The sequence below is a fragment of the Aliivibrio fischeri ATCC 7744 = JCM 18803 = DSM 507 genome (assembly GCF_023983475.1).
GTDB lineage: Bacteria > Pseudomonadota > Gammaproteobacteria > Enterobacterales > Vibrionaceae > Aliivibrio > Aliivibrio fischeri.
In genome coordinates this window covers 2,212,059-2,228,696 of sequence record NZ_CP092712.1, presented here as the reverse complement: position 1 = coordinate 2,228,696, position 16,638 = coordinate 2,212,059, and the positions used below count along the sequence as shown (strand labels likewise).

16 protein-coding genes are annotated in these 16,638 nt (G+C 38.4%); 8 read left to right on the top strand and 8 right to left on the bottom strand.

Annotation, left to right across the window (positions count from 1 at the left end):
- Positions 1 to 2: 2 nt before the first annotated feature.
- Positions 3 to 1,265 carry a TIGR03503 family protein gene (locus tag AVFI_RS10295; RefSeq protein ID WP_188863561.1) on the top strand — a complete coding sequence of 421 codons (1,263 nt, stop codon included), beginning with the start codon at positions 3 to 5 and terminating at the stop codon, positions 1,263 to 1,265.
- A 172-nt stretch (positions 1,266 to 1,437) separates the two neighbouring features.
- The gene (locus AVFI_RS10290; protein WP_005420501.1) at positions 1,438 to 1,614 is read left to right on the top strand and encodes a hypothetical protein; all 177 of its coding nucleotides are present in this window, start codon (positions 1,438 to 1,440) and stop codon (positions 1,612 to 1,614) included.
- A 68-nt stretch (positions 1,615 to 1,682) separates the two neighbouring features.
- On the opposite strand, the gene fadE is transcribed toward AVFI_RS10290, so the two are convergent.
- Positions 1,683 to 4,130 carry an acyl-CoA dehydrogenase FadE gene (gene fadE / locus AVFI_RS10285; RefSeq protein ID WP_005420500.1) on the bottom strand — a complete coding sequence of 816 codons (2,448 nt, stop codon included), beginning with the start codon at positions 4,128 to 4,130 and terminating at the stop codon, positions 1,683 to 1,685.
- Positions 4,131 to 4,472: 342 nt separating this feature from the next.
- Here fadE and lpcA point away from each other — a divergent pair, with 342 nt between their 5' ends.
- Together lpcA and AVFI_RS10275 are read left to right on the top strand one after the other, a co-directional pair.
- Entirely contained in the window at positions 4,473 to 5,054 is a 582-nt protein-coding gene (lpcA, locus tag AVFI_RS10280; protein WP_005420499.1) for a D-sedoheptulose 7-phosphate isomerase, read from the top strand.
- 72 nt (positions 5,055 to 5,126) lie between these two features.
- Positions 5,127 to 5,960, top strand: a complete 834-nt coding sequence (locus AVFI_RS10275; protein ID WP_011262409.1) for a class II glutamine amidotransferase — start codon at positions 5,127 to 5,129, stop codon at positions 5,958 to 5,960.
- Between the two features lie 52 nt (positions 5,961 to 6,012).
- Here the strand turns inward: AVFI_RS10275 and AVFI_RS10270 are convergent.
- The 3 genes from AVFI_RS10270 to purM form a co-directional block, all read right to left on the bottom strand.
- A protein-coding gene (locus AVFI_RS10270; RefSeq protein WP_408580437.1) for an IS3 family transposase occupies positions 6,013 to 7,241 on the bottom strand; the annotation gives its coding sequence in 2 pieces (ribosomal slippage) (positions 6,013 to 6,878 and positions 6,878 to 7,241; 1,230 coding nt in all).
- A 90-nt stretch (positions 7,242 to 7,331) separates the two neighbouring features.
- Positions 7,332 to 7,970: a phosphoribosylglycinamide formyltransferase gene (purN, locus tag AVFI_RS10265; protein WP_188863482.1), complete on the bottom strand. Its 639-nt coding sequence runs from the start codon at positions 7,968 to 7,970 to the stop codon at positions 7,332 to 7,334.
- A gap of 126 nt (positions 7,971 to 8,096) precedes the next feature.
- On the bottom strand, positions 8,097 to 9,137 hold the full coding sequence (gene purM, locus AVFI_RS10260) for a phosphoribosylformylglycinamidine cyclo-ligase (protein WP_005420494.1): 1,041 nt from the start codon (positions 9,135 to 9,137) through the stop codon (positions 8,097 to 8,099).
- 225 nt (positions 9,138 to 9,362) lie between these two features.
- Between purM and upp the strand changes: the two genes are divergently transcribed.
- Positions 9,363 to 9,989: a uracil phosphoribosyltransferase gene (gene upp, locus AVFI_RS10255; RefSeq protein WP_005420493.1), complete on the top strand. Its 627-nt coding sequence runs from the start codon at positions 9,363 to 9,365 to the stop codon at positions 9,987 to 9,989.
- A gap of 125 nt (positions 9,990 to 10,114) precedes the next feature.
- Here the strand turns inward: upp and AVFI_RS10250 are convergent, their stop codons facing one another.
- Positions 10,115 to 11,335: a uracil-xanthine permease family protein gene (locus AVFI_RS10250; protein ID WP_012534143.1), complete on the bottom strand. Its 1,221-nt coding sequence runs from the start codon at positions 11,333 to 11,335 to the stop codon at positions 10,115 to 10,117.
- Between the two features lie 236 nt (positions 11,336 to 11,571).
- Between AVFI_RS10250 and AVFI_RS10245 the strand changes: the two genes are divergently transcribed.
- A complete protein-coding gene (locus AVFI_RS10245; RefSeq protein ID WP_065624766.1) occupies positions 11,572 to 12,747 on the top strand; it encodes a DUF2066 domain-containing protein in 1,176 nt (391 codons plus the stop codon).
- 79 nt (positions 12,748 to 12,826) lie between these two features.
- On the opposite strand, the gene AVFI_RS10240 is transcribed toward AVFI_RS10245, so the two are convergent.
- From AVFI_RS10240 to bepA, 3 genes are all read right to left on the bottom strand, one after another.
- Positions 12,827 to 13,255, bottom strand: a complete 429-nt coding sequence (locus AVFI_RS10240; RefSeq protein WP_054775447.1) for a DUF2069 domain-containing protein — start codon at positions 13,253 to 13,255, stop codon at positions 12,827 to 12,829.
- A 65-nt stretch (positions 13,256 to 13,320) separates the two neighbouring features.
- Positions 13,321 to 13,671 carry an arsenate reductase (glutaredoxin) gene (gene arsC / locus AVFI_RS10235; RefSeq protein ID WP_188863459.1) on the bottom strand — a complete coding sequence of 117 codons (351 nt, stop codon included), beginning with the start codon at positions 13,669 to 13,671 and terminating at the stop codon, positions 13,321 to 13,323.
- Between the two features lie 15 nt (positions 13,672 to 13,686).
- A complete protein-coding gene (bepA, locus tag AVFI_RS10230; RefSeq protein ID WP_188863460.1) occupies positions 13,687 to 15,141 on the bottom strand; it encodes a beta-barrel assembly-enhancing protease in 1,455 nt (484 codons plus the stop codon).
- 158 nt (positions 15,142 to 15,299) lie between these two features.
- Between bepA and AVFI_RS10225 the strand changes: the two genes are divergently transcribed.
- Positions 15,300 to 15,521 carry a sulfurtransferase TusA family protein gene (locus tag AVFI_RS10225; protein WP_012533142.1) on the top strand — a complete coding sequence of 74 codons (222 nt, stop codon included), beginning with the start codon at positions 15,300 to 15,302 and terminating at the stop codon, positions 15,519 to 15,521.
- Positions 15,522 to 15,529: 8 nt separating this feature from the next.
- On the top strand, positions 15,530 to 16,594 hold the full coding sequence (locus AVFI_RS10220) for an AI-2E family transporter (protein ID WP_005420484.1): 1,065 nt from the start codon (positions 15,530 to 15,532) through the stop codon (positions 16,592 to 16,594).
- Positions 16,595 to 16,638 lie beyond the last annotated feature (44 nt).

Sequence of the window (16,638 nt, the reverse complement as noted above, 5' to 3'; positions counted from 1 at the left end):
GTATGTGGCGGTTATTGATAATTGCACTTTTTGTCCCAATGGTTTCTTGGGCGAAAAGTACGGAGATGTCTTGGTTGGATAACCGTTTTCGTGTTGATCCTACGATTAAACAAGTTTCTTTTTTAGTTTATCGTGAGAAAGCATCTCAAGCTGTCACACTTGTTCGCCCTGATGGCACCAAATATTACGCTTGGGAACATCCTAAGAATGTTGCTTGGTATGAAGAAAATGGCATGGATATTATTTCCATTGAAAATCCAATGCCTGGGCCATGGCAAGCAATAGGTAAGATCACTCCTGAAAATAAAGTGAAGATTTTATCTAACTTAACGTTAAGCGTTGATACCTTACCAAAGAAATTGTACCAATCTGAAACGCTCAAGTTTACTGCACGTTTAGAGCAAGATGGAAAGCCATTAGTTTTAAGAGATTTTTTAAATCGTATTAAATTAAATGTGACGTTTACGCCTTATCTTACCAATGAAAAGGAGCTAGTAAAAGAAGCGCGTCCACTACCTGAAGTTCTAGGAACGTTTGAGGATGATGGTGAAGGGTTGGATGAAGTTGCTGGTGATGGTGTGTTTACGGTTAACTTACCAGTTAATATTAAACCAGGAAAATATTGGGTTCGCATTCAATCTCGTAATGGTGTTTTCTTAAGAACCGTTGAGCAAGATGTATTGGTATACCCAGCGCCTATTCGTGCAAGCTTTACGCAAGCACGTAATGAAAACCGTAAACATACCATGACTATAGATACGGAAGCTGGCGCAATAAAAGCAGGTTCACTTGCGGCTCATATTGAACAAGTTGATCCAAAAGAAAGAGTAACGATTACTCAAGCTCAGTCAGAAAAAGACGAAACTAAATTGTATTTTGATTTACCAAATAGTTATTTACCGGGTAAAAACTCATGGTTTGGATGGGTGTATGCAACGGATATGGCAACAGATAGACCATTGCAATTTAATTTAGGAACTCATAATTATGGTGTTACTGAACCGATTGATTTAAAAGCAGCACATGAAGCGAGACTAAAAGCAGCCGCTGAGAAGAAAAAGCTCGAAGAGCAGCAAAGAATAATAGAAGAGCGAGCAGAGGCTCGTAAGTGGTTCTGGATTTATGTTGTTGCTGGTAATTTGTTGATTATATTGCTTATTTTTACCGGCATTTTAGCTTGGAAAAAAATAAAGGTAACAAAAGCGGTAAAAGATGCAGCGCCAAAAGCAGAAAAGTTATCTATGCCACCGCCGCCAAAAGTATAAAATCACGTTAGTTAAGATTAAAACCGCAGTTTTTGCGGTTTTTCTCATTATTATTTCTTCTTTTGTAGTGTTTTGTTACATTTAGCCCAAAGTTAACGTTTGCTTTTTTATAAAATTTGAATTATCAGTGTGGCTTATTTATACTCCTCGCTTCAATTAAGTGAGGTATGTTTTGATTACATGTAAGTCGAAGTTAGAAGCTGCATTTAAGCAAGCGCTAGAAGCACATCGTCATGAACAAAAACAGCTAACAGTAGCTGCTCAAGAATTAGGTTCATGCAATAAAACGATTGATTGCTTATCACTTGAAGAAATAATTTATTTAAAATTAGTAATGTCTTTACCTTAATAAGATGGAGACATTATGAAAAAGGCCAGAGTAATGTTAGTTACTCTGGCCTTTTTTGATTTTAAGGGTTATGCAATTTTACTGTGCTCAACACTGTGGTTTTGTGGTTTTACGATAAGTTCGCTTGGGTCAAAGTCATCAACGTTGATGGTTGCTAATCGACTTTTCTCTGCTTTACGTAATAACAGCGCTTCTTTGTCAGAAATTATATTGAGTTCTAATCCAACTTTCGCCACGCGATCAAGCTGCATAAATGGTAAACGTTGCTTAGACTCTTTACATACGCGGTCATAAATTGGTTCAGCAGTTAAAATATCAATTAATGCTTCTTCCATTTTTCCTACAGGGTTAAAGCGACTTGCTTCCAAGAATAACCCTCGACCAATTCTACTACGAACGCCTGACGGTTCTTGAAGAATACGCGCTAATTTATGGTCAAGTTTGTCGCTTGGTTTCTGACGACGAAGTCCGGTTGGTAATAGAATAAAGCGCATCGCACCAGCAACAAATCGATTTGGAAAGTTAGACAGTAATCCATCAATCGCTTGTTCTGCTTGATGCAGAGAGTCTTGAACACTCCAATGAACCAGAGCTAAATCTTCTTTTTGACGACCATCATCATCAAAACGTTTTAATGTTGATGTAGTTAAATAAAGTTGGCTTAATACATCACCAAGACGTGCTGACATACGCTCACGGCGTTTTAAACTTCCTCCTAGTACAGCCATTGAGATATCAGATAATAAAGCAAGGTTTGTACTGTATCGGTTCACTTGTTGATAATAACGTTTGGTTTCATCATTAAATGGTGTTTTAGAACCATAACCATCCGTTAAGCCAAGCCAGAAACTGCGAACGAAATTACTGATACCAAAACCAATATGTCCAAAGACTGCGGAATCGAATTGTTCTAATGATGCTTTTTTATCATCGAGATAAGCGGCATCCATTTCAGCAAGAACATAAGGGTGACAACGAATAGCCCCTTGGCCATAAATGATCATTGAACGAGTGAGAATGTTTGCTCCCTCAACCGTGACAGCGATCGGTGAACCTTGATAGCCTCGAGCTAAGAAGTTGGAATTACCTAAACAAATCCCTTTACCACCAGAAATATCCATTCCGTCAATAGCGACACGCTGAGCTCGATGTGTACAGTGGTATTTCACAATTGCAGAGATAACCGATGGTTTTTCGCCTTGAACAATACCTGCAACGGTTAAGTTACTCGCAGCGTCCATCATATAAGCATTACCTGCCATACGTGCTAATGGTTCTTCAATACCTTCCATTTTACCAATAGGAAGCTTAAATTGACGACGAATGCGAGCGTAAGCTCCTGTTGCAAGTGCTGCTGTTTTCGCTCCACCTGTGGCATTAGATGGCAGTGTAATACCACGACCAACTGACAAGCATTCCACCAGCATACGCCAGCCATGTCCTGCCATTTTTTCTCCACCAATAATGTAATCCAGCGGAACAAATAGATCGTTACCTTGAGTTGGACCATTTTGGAATGGTACGTTTAATGGGAAATGACGACGGCCAATCTTAACGCCATCTAAATCCGTCGGGATAAGAGCACAAGTAATACCAAGATCTTTTTTATCACCAAGTAAACCATCTGGATCTTGAAGTTTGAAAGCTAAACCTAAAACGGTAGCGACAGGGGCTAGTGTGATATAGCGCTTGTTCCAAGTAATACGCATACCTACGACTTCTTCACCTTCCCACATGCCTTTAGTCACAACACCATAGTCAGGGATCGAACCAGCATCAGAACCTGCTTCAGGGCTTGTTAGTGCAAAACATGGGATCTCTTTACCTTCAGCTAGACGAGGTAAATAATAGTTTTTTTGTTCTTCTGTACCGTAATGCTGTAATAACTCACCAGGACCTAATGAATTAGGAACACCTACAGTGATAGAGAGCACACCAGATACGCTGGTTAATTTTTGAAGTACGCAAGACTGAGCGTAGGCAGAAAACTCTAATCCACCGTATTTCTTTTTAATGATCATAGCGAAGAATTTATGATCTTTTAGGTATTGCCATACTTCTGGTGGAAGATCGGCAAGCTCATGGGTGACTTCATAGTCATTAACCATGCGGCAGACCTCTGTTACTGGACCATCCATAAAAGCTTGTTCTTCATCTGATAGCGTATTTTTAGGAATACCATGAAGAAATTTCCAATCAGGGTTACCTTTAAATAATTCGGCTTCCCACCAAACTGTACCGGCTTCAATCGCATCTTTTTCGGTTTGTGACATCTCTGGCATAACGCCTTTGAATAGAGAAAGTGCTTTATTACTGAATAGAGATTGTCGAATTGAAGGAATATTTAGTGGAACTGAGACCAGTAAAAAGACAGCCCAAGAAATAAAACCTGCGTAACCTAACCCAGAGCTAATGGCAAGAATACCTGCAATAACCAAGGTTGAGGTTTTCAAAGATTGTCGATGATAGCTTAATGCAGCAAGTGCAATTACTGTTGCTAATAGTGTCAGGGCCATGTGATTCTCCTTTTCCGGCGCTGCTCTGTTTGTAGGAACAGAGGTATTACGATTACATGTCGTAAATTTATTATTTAGGTAAGAGGTCTAACCAGTTAAATTAAGTGTAGCTCTAATGTTAATGAAAAGTAAATAATGCTCGTGGTTAAAAAGTGATCTAGGTTGAGTAATTAATAAACAATATTCATTTTTCAGTGAGTGATATCTGCTTTTTTGCAGGGGAAAGAGTGATATTTTTGGAGAAGAGAGAAGAAATATAGAGTGAATCTCTTTTAAAGATAAAAGGGGATAGGTACACTGAGATTAGCCCCAATTAGGGAAAATAATAAAAGAGAGTATCCTATGTCTTATCAAGATCTGATCCGTTCTGAATTAACAGAAGCCGCTCAAGTACTGAATGACTTTTTAGCTGATGATAAAAACATTGCTCAAATTGAGCTAGCTGCTAAAACGATTGCTGATTCATTTAAACAAGGTGGTAAAGTACTGTCTTGTGGTAATGGTGGTTCACACTGTGATGCAATGCACTTTGCTGAAGAGTTAACAGGCCGCTACCGTGAAAATCGCCCAGGATACCCTGGCATTGCGATTTCAGATCCTAGCCATTTATCTTGTGTAAGTAACGACTTTGGCTATGACCATGTATTTTCTCGTTATACACAAGCGGTTGGTTCAAAAGGCGATGTATTGTTTGGTTTATCTACATCAGGTAACTCAGGCAATATTATTAAAGCCATTGAAGCGGCAAAAGAAAAAGGCATGAAAACAATTGCATTAACGGGTAAAGATGGCGGTAAAATGGCGGGCCTTGCGGATGTTGAAATCCGTGTACCACATTTTGGCTACGCTGACCGTATTCAAGAGATTCACATTAAAATTATCCATATTGTGATTCAACTGATTGAAAAAGAGATGGAAGCATAATCCATCTTGCAGCCTATCTTGATATTCATATGTTGAGATGGGCTATTTTGCGCATAAAGGAGTAACGCAAGTATGTGTGAACTGCTCGGAATGAGTGCTAATGTACCAACAGATATTTGTTTTAGTTTTAAAGGATTAGTTCAGCGTGGTGGTAATACAGGACCACACCGTGACGGTTGGGGAATTACTTTTTATGAAGGGAAAGGATTTCGTACATTTAAAGACCCTACGCCAAGTTGTCATTCAAAAATAGCTGAACTTGTTCAAGATTACCCAATAAAAAGCAAAGCGGTAGTCAGTCACATTAGGCAAGCGAATCGAGGTGATGTAAACCTTGAAAATACACACCCTTTTACTCGTGAGTTATGGGGGAAGTATTGGACGTTTGCTCACAATGGTCAACTAACGGGGTTTGACCAATTATCTACAGGACGTTTTCGGCCTGTTGGTGAGACAGACAGTGAACGCGCTTTTTGTTGGTTATTAAATCAATTAGAAGATAAGTATCCTGAACCACCTCAAGATATGATGCTGATGTTTGAGTTTGTTTCTGAGTGTAGTGATCATTTAAGAAGCTTAGGGGTATTCAATATGCTATTAAGTGATGGTGAGTATGTGATGACTTACTGTTCAAATAATTTGCATTGGATAACTCGAAGAGCACCTTTTGGTCAAGCCTCCTTAATTGATGAAGACGTAACGATTGATTTTCATAAAGAGACAACCCCAAACGATGTTGTTTCGATTATAGCTACGCAACCTCTGACGGATAATGAAGAGTGGCGTAAAATGAAAGTCGGTGAGTACGCGTTGTTTCATTTTGGAGAGCTGAGTGCAGGAAACCACGATACGGTTCCTGACATGGCACCACCTCCATCTGAATGTCCAGTAAATAGTGCTCTTTAGCATTAAAAGTACTGTCTCGTCCTAAAATACGTTGACGATTTTTAATTGAAAGCTAAGTGCGTACGCACTTGGCTTTTTTGTGTACTTGATTTGGTGTACTCATTCCCAAGCTTAAATGTGGCCGCATTTCATTATAAATAAAAATAGATTCTTCAACTAAATGCCTTAACTCCTCTAAATCTTTACAGTCATACAAAAGAAACTCTTGTTTAAGTATCCCATTTATTCGCTCTGCTAATGCATTTTGATAGCAATCATAACCATCCGTCATTGATGGCTTAATATCATTTTTATTCAATTTTTCCTGATAAACCTTTGAACAATACTGTAATCCTCGGTCTGAATGATGAATCGTACTCCTTTGATATTGACGGCTATCTATCGCCATATCAAGAGCTTTGACTACATCAGTAGCTTTCATTTCATCACTTAATTCATATCCCATTATCTTTCGACTATAAGCATCTGTTACTAAAGATAAATAATGAATACCTTTTTGTGATTGAACGTAAGTGATATCACTAACAAAAACCTCTTCAGATGCTTGAGGTGTTACTTCTTTAAGTAAATTAGGATGTTTTTTCATCCAATGCTTACTATAGGTAGTTTTTGTATAACTTCGTTTAGGTTTTACTAATAAGCACTCATTTCTTAAATAGGAAAAAAAGTTATCTCTGCCTAACTTTATGCCATGAGTGATGAATTTGGGCTTAAGTAAAAAATATAATTTTTTACCTCCAATACGAGGCATATATCGACGAATTTCTTGCACCATATTTTTAACCGGTGAAAGTTCAACGGCACGTTTCAGAGCTCTACGTTCTTGTTGGTATATACATTGTCTTGTAATGCCAAGTAGCTGACTAGCTCGCTCTAAGCTGATCATTTTCTGCTTTTGAAGACTTCTTGCTCCTTGGCAATATACTTTTTTCTAAGGCCTGCACCATGTTCTGCGTCCATGATATTCACTACTTCATTAAGTAATAAATTACGCATTCTTTCATCATCAAGCTCTCGCTCTAAACGTTTAATTTTTTGTGCAGGCGATTCTTTCGCTTTCGGGGATTTAGGCATAATAATCTTAGGTGATTGAGACCAGTCCATCTTACCGTGTTTTCTTAACCAAGTAAGTACGGTAGATCGACCTTGAATGCCATAAATGTTTTGAGCTTGCTTATAGGTCATATCGCCTTTTTCTATAGCGGCAACAAGCTGCAATTTAAAGCCTAATGAATAATCGCGTTGAGTTCGCTTATTCTTTGTTTTTTCTTGATTTGTCATATAAAAGTCCTAAATGTGTAAACACATTTCAGGACGAGACATACATAGAACTTAAAAAGCCGCTTAGTTATTAAAGCGGCTTTTTTGCATCTATTCCGTTTCTAAACCGGATAGACCTAATTCGATACCATCAAGAATCGCTTTCCCATCGACCATGGTTAATCTTTCTTCTACCAACCAATTCGCTACCATAGGGTAAATGACATGTTCTTGGGCTTGTACACGAGATGCTACATCTTCTGCATTATCATGTTCAAAGATAGGAACTTTAGCTTGGAGGATAACAGGTCCACCATCTAATTCTGGAGTGACAAAATGCACACTTGTTCCATGTTCTTTATCTCCAGCATCAATAGCACGTTGATGAGTATGTAATCCCGTGTATTTTGGCAAAAGAGAAGGATGGATATTGAGCATTTTTCCTTGGTATCGAGTGACAAATGCTTCACTTAAAATTCGCATAAATCCAGCAAGGATAATGACATCGGGTTTGTGAAGGTCGATTAGAGTAGCTAGAGCGTCATCATATAGCTCACGACTGTCATATGCTTTGGCATTTAAAGAATGCACATTAATATCAGCATCAATGGCTCTCTGTAATCCGTAAGCGTCACTTTTGTTAGAAATAACAGCAGCGATACGTGCATTAGGGATTTTATTGCCACAAGCATCAATAAAGGCTTGTAAGTTGCTGCCATTGCCTGAAACTAAAACAACAATATTCTTCATCATACCTATCTTTTTAATTTGTAATGAGAACTATTCGAACATAAATAATAGCTATAAAAAAGGTGATCGATTAAATGATCACCTTTTATTTTTTCTTTATGAACTAAGTCAAAGTTTAAAGAACGATTAACGGATCTCTACTTGTTCTTCGCCTTGCTCTGCTGCTGCAATTTCGCCAATAACCCAAGCGTTTTCACCTTCAGCATTTAATAAAGCAACGGCTTGTTCAGCTTGCTCTTTTGGAAGTGCAACAACAAGACCTACACCACAGTTGAAAGTGCGGTACATTTCGTAGGTATCAACGTTACCTTTCTCTTGTAACCAGTTGAAAATAGCAGGCCATTCCCAGCTGTTACCATCTACGACAGCTTTTGTACCTTGTGGTAAAACGCGTGGAATATTTTCCCAGAAACCACCGCCTGTGATGTGTGAGATAGCATGAATATCATGCTCAGCAATCATCTTAAGCGCTGATTTAATATAGATTTTCGTTGGCTCAATTAGGTGAGCAGCAATAGTTTTGCCATTTAGTTCTTCGTTAAGATCAGCATTTGATACTTCAAGGATCTTACGAATTAATGAGTAACCGTTTGAGTGTGGGCCACTTGAACCTACAGCGATAAGAGCGTCACCAGCGGCAACTTTAGTTCCGTCAATAACGTCTTCTTTTTCTACAACACCAACACAGAAGCCAGCAACATCGTAATCTTCGCCTTCATACATACCTGGCATTTCAGCGGTTTCACCACCAATCAATGCACAACCGGCTTGAATACAGCCTTCACCAATGCCTGTAACTACTTCAGCAGCAACATCAACATCAAGTTTGCCTGTTGCATAGTAATCAAGGAAGAAAAGTGGCTCAGCACCTTGAACAATTAGGTCATTTACACACATAGCAACTAAGTCAATACCAATAGTATCGTGCTTATTTAAATCGAGTGCTAGACGAAGTTTTGTACCTACGCCATCGGTACCTGAAACTAAAAGTGGTTGCTTGTATTTCGTCGGAAGTTCACATAACGCACCAAAACCACCAATGCCGCCCATTACTTCTGGACGACGAGTGCGTTTCACTACGCCTTTAATTCGATCAACAAGTGCATTACCAGCATCAATGTCTACGCCAGCATCTTTGTAGCTAAGAGAAGTTTTGTTGTCGCTCACGGAGGTGTCCTCGCCATAGGTTGGATTTCAAAAATCCGCGCCATTCTAACAGCACAATGTAAAAAGGGAAACGTTTGCGTAAGGAATTTTGCATAATTTTTGTAATAAAAAATAATAAACTCGGTAAACGATTTCAATGCTAGTGAATTATTTTCATATAACTTAATTTTTTAATGAAAAAGTATGTATAATTAGAAGGTTTGATTAATGTATCTGGAGTCAGAAATGAAAGTTGTTGAAGTAAAACACCCGCTAATAAAACATAAAATTGGTTTAATGCGCGAAGGCGAGATCAGTACTAAACGTTTTCGTGAATTAGCAACGGAAGTAGGTAGCCTACTTACTTATGAAGCAACATCAGATTTTGAAACAGAAAAAGTAACTATCAACGGCTGGAATGGCCCTGTTGAAGTTGACCAAATTAAAGGTAAAAAAGTAACTGTTGTTCCAATTCTTCGTGCTGGTCTTGGTATGATGGATGGTGTTCTTGAGCATATCCCAAGCGCACGTATCAGTGTTGTTGGTATTTACCGTGACGAAGAAACACTAGAACCTGTACCATACTTCAACAAATTGGCTTCTAACATCGATGAGCGTATTGCTCTTGTTGTTGACCCAATGCTAGCTACTGGCGGTTCTATGATTGCAACTCTGGATCTTCTTAAAGAGAAAGGTTGTAAGCACTTTAAAGTTCTTGTGCTTGTTGCTGCTCCAGAAGGTATTGAAGCATTAGAAAAAGCGCACCCAGATGTAGAGCTTTACACAGCAGCTATTGATGAGAAGCTAAATGACAAAGGTTACATCGTACCTGGTCTAGGCGATGCTGGTGATAAGATCTTTGGTACTAAATAATTTAGTTTAGAAACCAGAAAGAAGAATTAAAAAAAAGCTTGATGTGTTAATCATCAAGCTTTTTTATTATCTAGACCCTAGACCCTAGACCCTAGACCCTAGACCCTAGACCCTAGACCCTTAATCTATTTATCTTCTTCCATTTGTGCATTATCAACAACGTGGCTTTCACCTAAGTCATTTGGAAGAATTAAATTCAGAGTAATAGCAACGATACCGCAAAGACTTACACCTTGAAGGTTAAAGTCACCAATACCTACCGCCATACCACCAATACCGAAAACAAGCGTTACGCCAACAATCGTAAGGTTACGAGCCTTATGCAAGTCAACTTGGTTTTTAATCAACGTATTTAGACCTACTGTCGCAATAGAACCAAATAATAAAATCATAATACCGCCCATTACCGGAACTGGAATGGTTTGTAGTATTGCACCTAATTTACCTACTAACGCAAGAACAATGGCACACACAGCAGCCCATGTCATGATTACCGGGTTAAAAGCTTTAGTAAGCATTACAGCACCGGTCACTTCACTGTATGTTGTATTTGGTGGTGCACCAATGAAAGAAGCGGCCATTGTTGCAATACCGTCGCCTGTGATGGTGCGGTGCAGCCCTGGTTTTTTAAGGTAATCTTTTCCTGTCACGTTTGAAATTGCAAGCATGTCGCCAACGTGTTCAACAGCAGGTGCGATTGCAACTGGGATCATAAACAGAATCGCATTAATGTTGAACTCAGGGAAAGTGAAGTTAGGTAGTGCAAACCAAGCGGCTTGATGAACTGGGGTAAAATCAACAACACCAAACATAAGGCTAAGAGAGTAGCCAACTACGATGCCTGATAAAATTGGAAGAAGCTTAAAGAATCCTTTTGAAAAAACACTAACGGCAATCGTAGTAAATAATGAAGCCGCAGCAATCCACATTGCTAATTGACCATCAACAAGTTGATAAGCGCCATCGCCTGTTTTACCTAGTGCCATATTCACTGCTGTTGGTGCTAATCCTAAACCAATCACCATAATAACCGGACCAACGACAACTGGAGGCAGTAATTTATGGATAAAAGCCACACCTCTTACTTTAATTACAGCGCCCAAAGCGACATAAACTAAACCAGCAACCATTAGGCCGCCCATTGTAGCTGGGATCCCCCATGTTTGGGTTCCGTAGATAATTGGAGCGATAAAAGCAAAGGAAGAAGCGAGGAAGATAGGAACAGAACGACGTGTAACTAATTGAAAGAGTAGGGTACCGACACCAGCACCAAATAGAGCAACATTGGGATCTAGGCCAGTAAGGAGGGGGACAAGCACAAGTGCACCAAATGCAACAAATAGCATTTGAAATCCCTGAAATAAATTATAAAGCATTTCCATTTCCAGTAGTGAATTTGAGGGATTCTATCATTATTAGAAACAAAAATATCTTGATTTCGGTCGTGAAAAAATAAAACTTTTTATAAAAGTTGCTCTCTAATGGTATGAAATTTAGATCTTGGTCAACTCAATTCCTTGCTGAATAAAAGGATAGCCCTTATTATCGGCGGTAAATTATAAAAGTAATTATAGGTTGTTTGATGTTACGTATTTTGTGTTTATTAATGTGTATGGTTACAGGACCGGTTTTTGCTCAACAGCAAAACGATCTTTATCATACTGAAGTGCAATTAACAGGATCTGATAAAGCAGAAAATATTGCTAAACAAGAAGGTTTAGTGAATGTGCTTATCAAGGTATCAGGGCAAACTGATATTGCTCAAAATGAGGTGATAAAAAAAGCGCTAACACAAAGTGATCGCTACGTAACACAAATGAGCTTTGTTGAATATGACGATGCACCTCGTGCAATGAAGCTTGGTTATAATTCAAAAATGGTACTTAACCTACTGACTCAATCTGAGCAAAGTATTTGGGAAACGCCTCGTAAGTCAGTATTGGTTTGGATTGTTAATGAATATAACTATCAAAGAAGCATTATTTGGGAACAATCAAATAATTCGTTAATTACACGAATTAAAGAAGCGGCAAATGAGCGTGGATTGCCTGTTATGTTCCCTGTTGGTGATTTTGATGATGTAACATCAATTGAAATTCCAGACTTATGGGGTAATTTCAAAAAGCCAATTGCAGATGCAAGTGAACGTTATAACCCTCAAGCTATTCTTGTGGTAAAAGTGCGTGGTAATAGTTCATCTTGGACATTGTTTGATACTACACCACAGTATTTGCCTACGACATCAACAAAACCGTTAGAAGGTCGAGAATCTGGAGCGGTTCAACTTGCTGATATGGTAAATAATGTCAGTGATTACTTTGCTAAGAAATACACCAAAAATTTAGGTGCTGTAGTTAGTCAGTCTGAAATGATCTCAATTGAAGGAATTCATTCAACACGAGCGTTTTTTACGATTGAAAAACAACTTAAGCAATTAAATTCTGTAGCAAGTGTTCAAGTTGATACGATTCAAGGCAATAAAGTGACTTACACGCTAAACTTACTCGGTGATTCTGAGCAATTTAATCAAGAGTTACTAAGTAAAAATAAAGCGCTTTCTCTTATCCCTGAAGTAATTGAAGAAGATAAAGCGATTGAAAATGCAGAGCTTGATGTTAATGATGCTGCAATAGAGCAAGTTACTCCTGTTGCTGAAGAGCAAACAATGGAAGAGCCTATTATTGAAGAATCTGAAACAACTGAACAATCAGAAGAAACAATGCCTGTTATTCATGCTTATCAGTTGAGTAGCAAATAATATTGATGATAAAAAAGGTGACTGCATAGTCACCTTTTTTCTTTCGCTATTTCTGATCACTTGCTTACCGTGATTGGTATTATTCTGTGAACTTTTCTTTTTCTATCTTTTCGACTTCAGATAAACGTTTAAGCTTTAATCCTAATTCTTTGCCTCTTAGACGAGCGTAGTAAATATTGCCTAAGAAGGCGCCTGTGGTTAAAACCAATTCAATAGCCGCTAGGTAGCGTTCCCCTTCGTCTAACCATAAGATTGTTAACGCATGCAGGAAGTAGAACATTAAAATAAAGTTCGCCCAAGCATGTGTGTATGGCTTTCCTTCAATGATTCCTTTTAATGGAAATAGCATGGGAATGACCCAAGCAATCGTAACGCCATATGAGTTAATTAAAGGGTGCGGTGAAAATAGACTATGCCAAAGGATAATAAAGCCAAGTAGAGATAAATTACAAAATAAAGCAAGTAAACGGTAGCGCTTAGTCTCTGCGCTCATTGCAACTGATTCCATGTTCATTCCTTGTTTTTATGTCAACACTAAGTAAGTGTGTGGCTACTTACTTAGGTTGGTATTCCTTATAAAATCTCTAGCACTTGCTCTGGTGGGCGTCCAATTCTTGCTTGACTGTTGTTTGTAACAATTGGACGTTCAATGAGTTTCGGTGTTGCCACCATAGCTTCGAATAGTTGCTCATCAGTAATCGATGCTTCAGCTAAACCTTGCTCTTTGTATTCCGCTTCTTTTGTACGCATCATATCGCGAACAGAACTAAAACCTAGTTGGGCGAAAATCGTTTTTAATGTATCGATATTTGGTGTTTCATCTAAATATTTTACGATTTCTGGTGTGATCCCTTTTTCTTCTAGAAGAGATAAGGTTTCGCGGCTTTTTGAGCAACGAGGGTTATGATAAATAACAACAGACATATACTTTCCTTTTTATTATAAGGTGCTAAAACGCTCTCTTGATAAACGAAGCTGATCGATTCTTGCGTCGTATCTAGCTTGATCTAAACTACCATATTCAACCAGTTGACTGGCTTGAGTATAATTATTTAATGCTTTGTTCCACATCCCTTTTAAAGCGTACACTTCAGCACGAGCTGCAAGCTCACCATCAGAGCTACCATCGTCATGGTAAGCCTTCGCAAGGAGTTGCCATCCAGTGGGGTCATCTGGGTGATCGTGTGTATAGCGTTGTAATACACGCACTGCCTCAGAAGGTTTATTAGACTCTGTTAATGCATGTGCATAATTAATGGTGAGTACTGGATTATTAGGAAGTTGTACCAACCCATCTTTTAAACGTTTTAGTGCTTGTGCATTTTTCTTCGTATACAGATCTAAGTCTGTTGCGGCATCAATATAAAACGTATTCAACGGGTCGTTTTTTAATAATTTATTTATTAATGGTTGTGCTTTTTCGTATTGCTTTGAATCGATATAAACCAAGGCTTTTCCATATTCTAATGCTTGTTTTATATCGGTATTATGTGTTTTAGATTTTCTAGAGAACCAATCCAAGGCCGCACTGCTATCAATACCTGCAAATCGGGCAACAATACGTGAACGAGCAAGATGGTAACGCAATGAGGTATTAACTCGTTTCATTGGATATTGTTGCGCTCTTTCTCGACTATCGGTAATTCGAGAGGTTGGCAATGGGTGAGTTAATAACATTGCTGGAGGCGTACTTGCGTAGCGATATTGGTCGGCTAAACGAGAAAAAAATCGAGGCATAGCAGAGACGTCAAACCCTGATTTTGCAAGCGTATCAATACCAAATCGGTCTGCTTCTTTTTCGTTGCTTCGAGTGTAGTTTATTGAGCTTTGCATCGCTCCAGCTGTGGTGGCGTGAATAGCTGCAATCCCTGCTTCAGGTGCGGCAATAGCAAGTAATAATGAACCAACTAGAGCGGCGACGGTGGCTGGAGAGCGACGTGCCTGTTCTTCCATACTACGAGCTAAGTGGCGTTGAGTAATGTGTGCAATTTCGTGAGCAACAACAGAAGCTAATTCACTTTCTGTTTGGGCATGCAAAAATAACCCTGAGTGAAGAGCAACATAACCACCAAAGAAGGCAAACGCATTAATTTCTCTGTTATTAATTAAAAAGAAATGAAAAGGCGTTTTTACATCATTGGCATTAGCAACTAATCGATGGCCTAAGTCTTGTACATATTCGGCTAAAACTGGATCGTTAATAACAGGTTGGCTTGCTCGTAGCATACGCATATAAGCATCACCATAGATTAACTCTTGATCTATGGTTAAGGTGGAAGCCGCTGTTGTACCAATATCAGGTAAATTTAAATCATTTTTTGCAAAACTCGGAACAGAGCTTGTTAGTAATGATGCAATAAGTAACCCATTGGCCAGTTTTTTTAGTTTGAACATGTATTTTTAACAAATCCTTTTAATAACACTTTGCTATTAATTGATGATAACGTAAACCTGTCGAATAAGAGTATCAAAATTAAAATAGGTTTCTTTTTTGTATTAATTATGTGATTTATACTCTTAAATGAAATCTATCATATATATAGAGTTGTGGAATGGAAACCCAAAGCCTTGATTTAACCCAACATCGATGCCCAATGTCGTTACTTTTGGCTAAAAGAGCAAGTCAGGCTTTGGTGACTAATGAAATCTTACAAATTAAAGTCGTCGACAAAGCTTCTCTAGTCGATATGATTGCTTATTTTGAACGCCAATTATTTGAAGTTCGCCTAGAGCATGCAGATGCTTATTCGTTTTTAACCGTAATTAAAAAGTAGAAATTGTTATGTTAGATATGGTTACCCAGTGGTATAAGCGCCGCTTTTCAGATCCTCATGCCGTTAGTTTGGCTGCTATTCTTATTGTTGGCTTTATTACCATTTACTTTTTTGGTCACTTAATTGCGCCATTGTTAGTTGCCATAGTATTGGCGTATTTATTAGAGTGGCCTGTTGCTAAACTAACTCGCATTGGTTTACCAAGAGTACTCTCAGTAATGTTGGTTATTATCTTGTTTATTAGTCTTATGTTATTGGCCGTTTTCGGTTTAGTTCCGACTATTTGGACGCAAGTAGGTAATTTAATTAATGATGTGCCATCCATGTTTAATGGTTTAAATAGTTTCTTATCAAGTTTACCTGAGCGTTACCCTGAATTTATTCAACCTCAATCAATCGAGACTCTATTAGAAACAATACGAGTTAAAGTACTTGGAATGGGAGAGAGCATAGTCAAAGGCTCGCTATCATCATTAGTAAGTTTAGCAGCGCTTGGTGTTTACCTTATTCTTGTACCACTGTTAGTGTTTTTCTTATTAAAAGATAAAGATGAGATGGTTGGCACTATGAGTAATCTTTTACCTAAAAATCGTCGTTTGGCGACGAAAGTGTGGTTGGAGATGAATGAACAGATAAGTAATTACATTCGAGGTAAAGTCGTCGAAATTTTAATTGTAGGTACTGTGAGTTATTTAACCTTCTTTATTATGGATTTACGTTACGCCTTATTACTAGCCGTAATGGTGGGTTTTTCTGTGCTTATTCCTTATATTGGCGCTGCGGCTGTAACGGTTCCTATTGCGATTGTTGCCTTATTCCAATGGGGGTTAACGCCAGATTTTTATTGGTTATTGTTAGCTTATGCCATCATTCAGGCTCTGGATGGTAATGTGTTGGTTCCCGTTTTATTTTCTGAAGCGGTTAATTTACATCCTGTGGCGATTATTGTTTCTGTTTTAGTCTTTGGTGGATTATGGGGTTTTTGGGGCGTGTTTTTTGCAATTCCATTAGCAACATTAGTGAAAGCGGTGTGGAAAGCGCTTCCTGCAACAGAAATAGAAGCGAATTATTAATACGGTAATAAAAAAGGCGATACACGTGGTATCGCCTTTAATTT

What these genes read in the sequence shown, in the direction of transcription:
- purN (WP_188863482.1), bottom strand. Translation starts at nt 7,970, where the DNA reads ATGAAGAATATTGTTGTTTTAGTTTCAGGCAATGGCAGCAACTTACAA.
- AVFI_RS10275 (WP_011262409.1), top strand. Translation starts at nt 5,127, where the DNA reads ATGTGTGAACTGCTCGGAATGAGTGCTAATGTACCAACAGATATTTGT.
- AVFI_RS10250 (WP_012534143.1), bottom strand. Translation starts at nt 11,335, where the DNA reads ATGCTATTTGTTGCATTTGGTGCACTTGTGCTTGTCCCCCTCCTTACT.
- AVFI_RS10220 (WP_005420484.1), top strand. Translation starts at nt 15,530, where the DNA reads ATGTTAGATATGGTTACCCAGTGGTATAAGCGCCGCTTTTCAGATCCT.
- AVFI_RS10240 (WP_054775447.1), bottom strand. Translation starts at nt 13,255, where the DNA reads ATGGAATCAGTTGCAATGAGCGCAGAGACTAAGCGCTACCGTTTACTT.
- lpcA (WP_005420499.1), top strand. Translation starts at nt 4,473, where the DNA reads ATGTCTTATCAAGATCTGATCCGTTCTGAATTAACAGAAGCCGCTCAA.
- AVFI_RS10245 (WP_065624766.1), top strand. Translation starts at nt 11,572, where the DNA reads ATGTTACGTATTTTGTGTTTATTAATGTGTATGGTTACAGGACCGGTT.
- arsC (WP_188863459.1), bottom strand. Translation starts at nt 13,671, where the DNA reads ATGTCTGTTGTTATTTATCATAACCCTCGTTGCTCAAAAAGCCGCGAA.
- upp (WP_005420493.1), top strand. Translation starts at nt 9,363, where the DNA reads ATGAAAGTTGTTGAAGTAAAACACCCGCTAATAAAACATAAAATTGGT.
- AVFI_RS10225 (WP_012533142.1), top strand. Translation starts at nt 15,300, where the DNA reads ATGGAAACCCAAAGCCTTGATTTAACCCAACATCGATGCCCAATGTCG.
- fadE (WP_005420500.1), bottom strand. Translation starts at nt 4,130, where the DNA reads ATGGCCCTGACACTATTAGCAACAGTAATTGCACTTGCTGCATTAAGC.
- bepA (WP_188863460.1), bottom strand. Translation starts at nt 15,141, where the DNA reads ATGTTCAAACTAAAAAAACTGGCCAATGGGTTACTTATTGCATCATTA.
- AVFI_RS10295 (WP_188863561.1), top strand. Translation starts at nt 3, where the DNA reads ATGTGGCGGTTATTGATAATTGCACTTTTTGTCCCAATGGTTTCTTGG.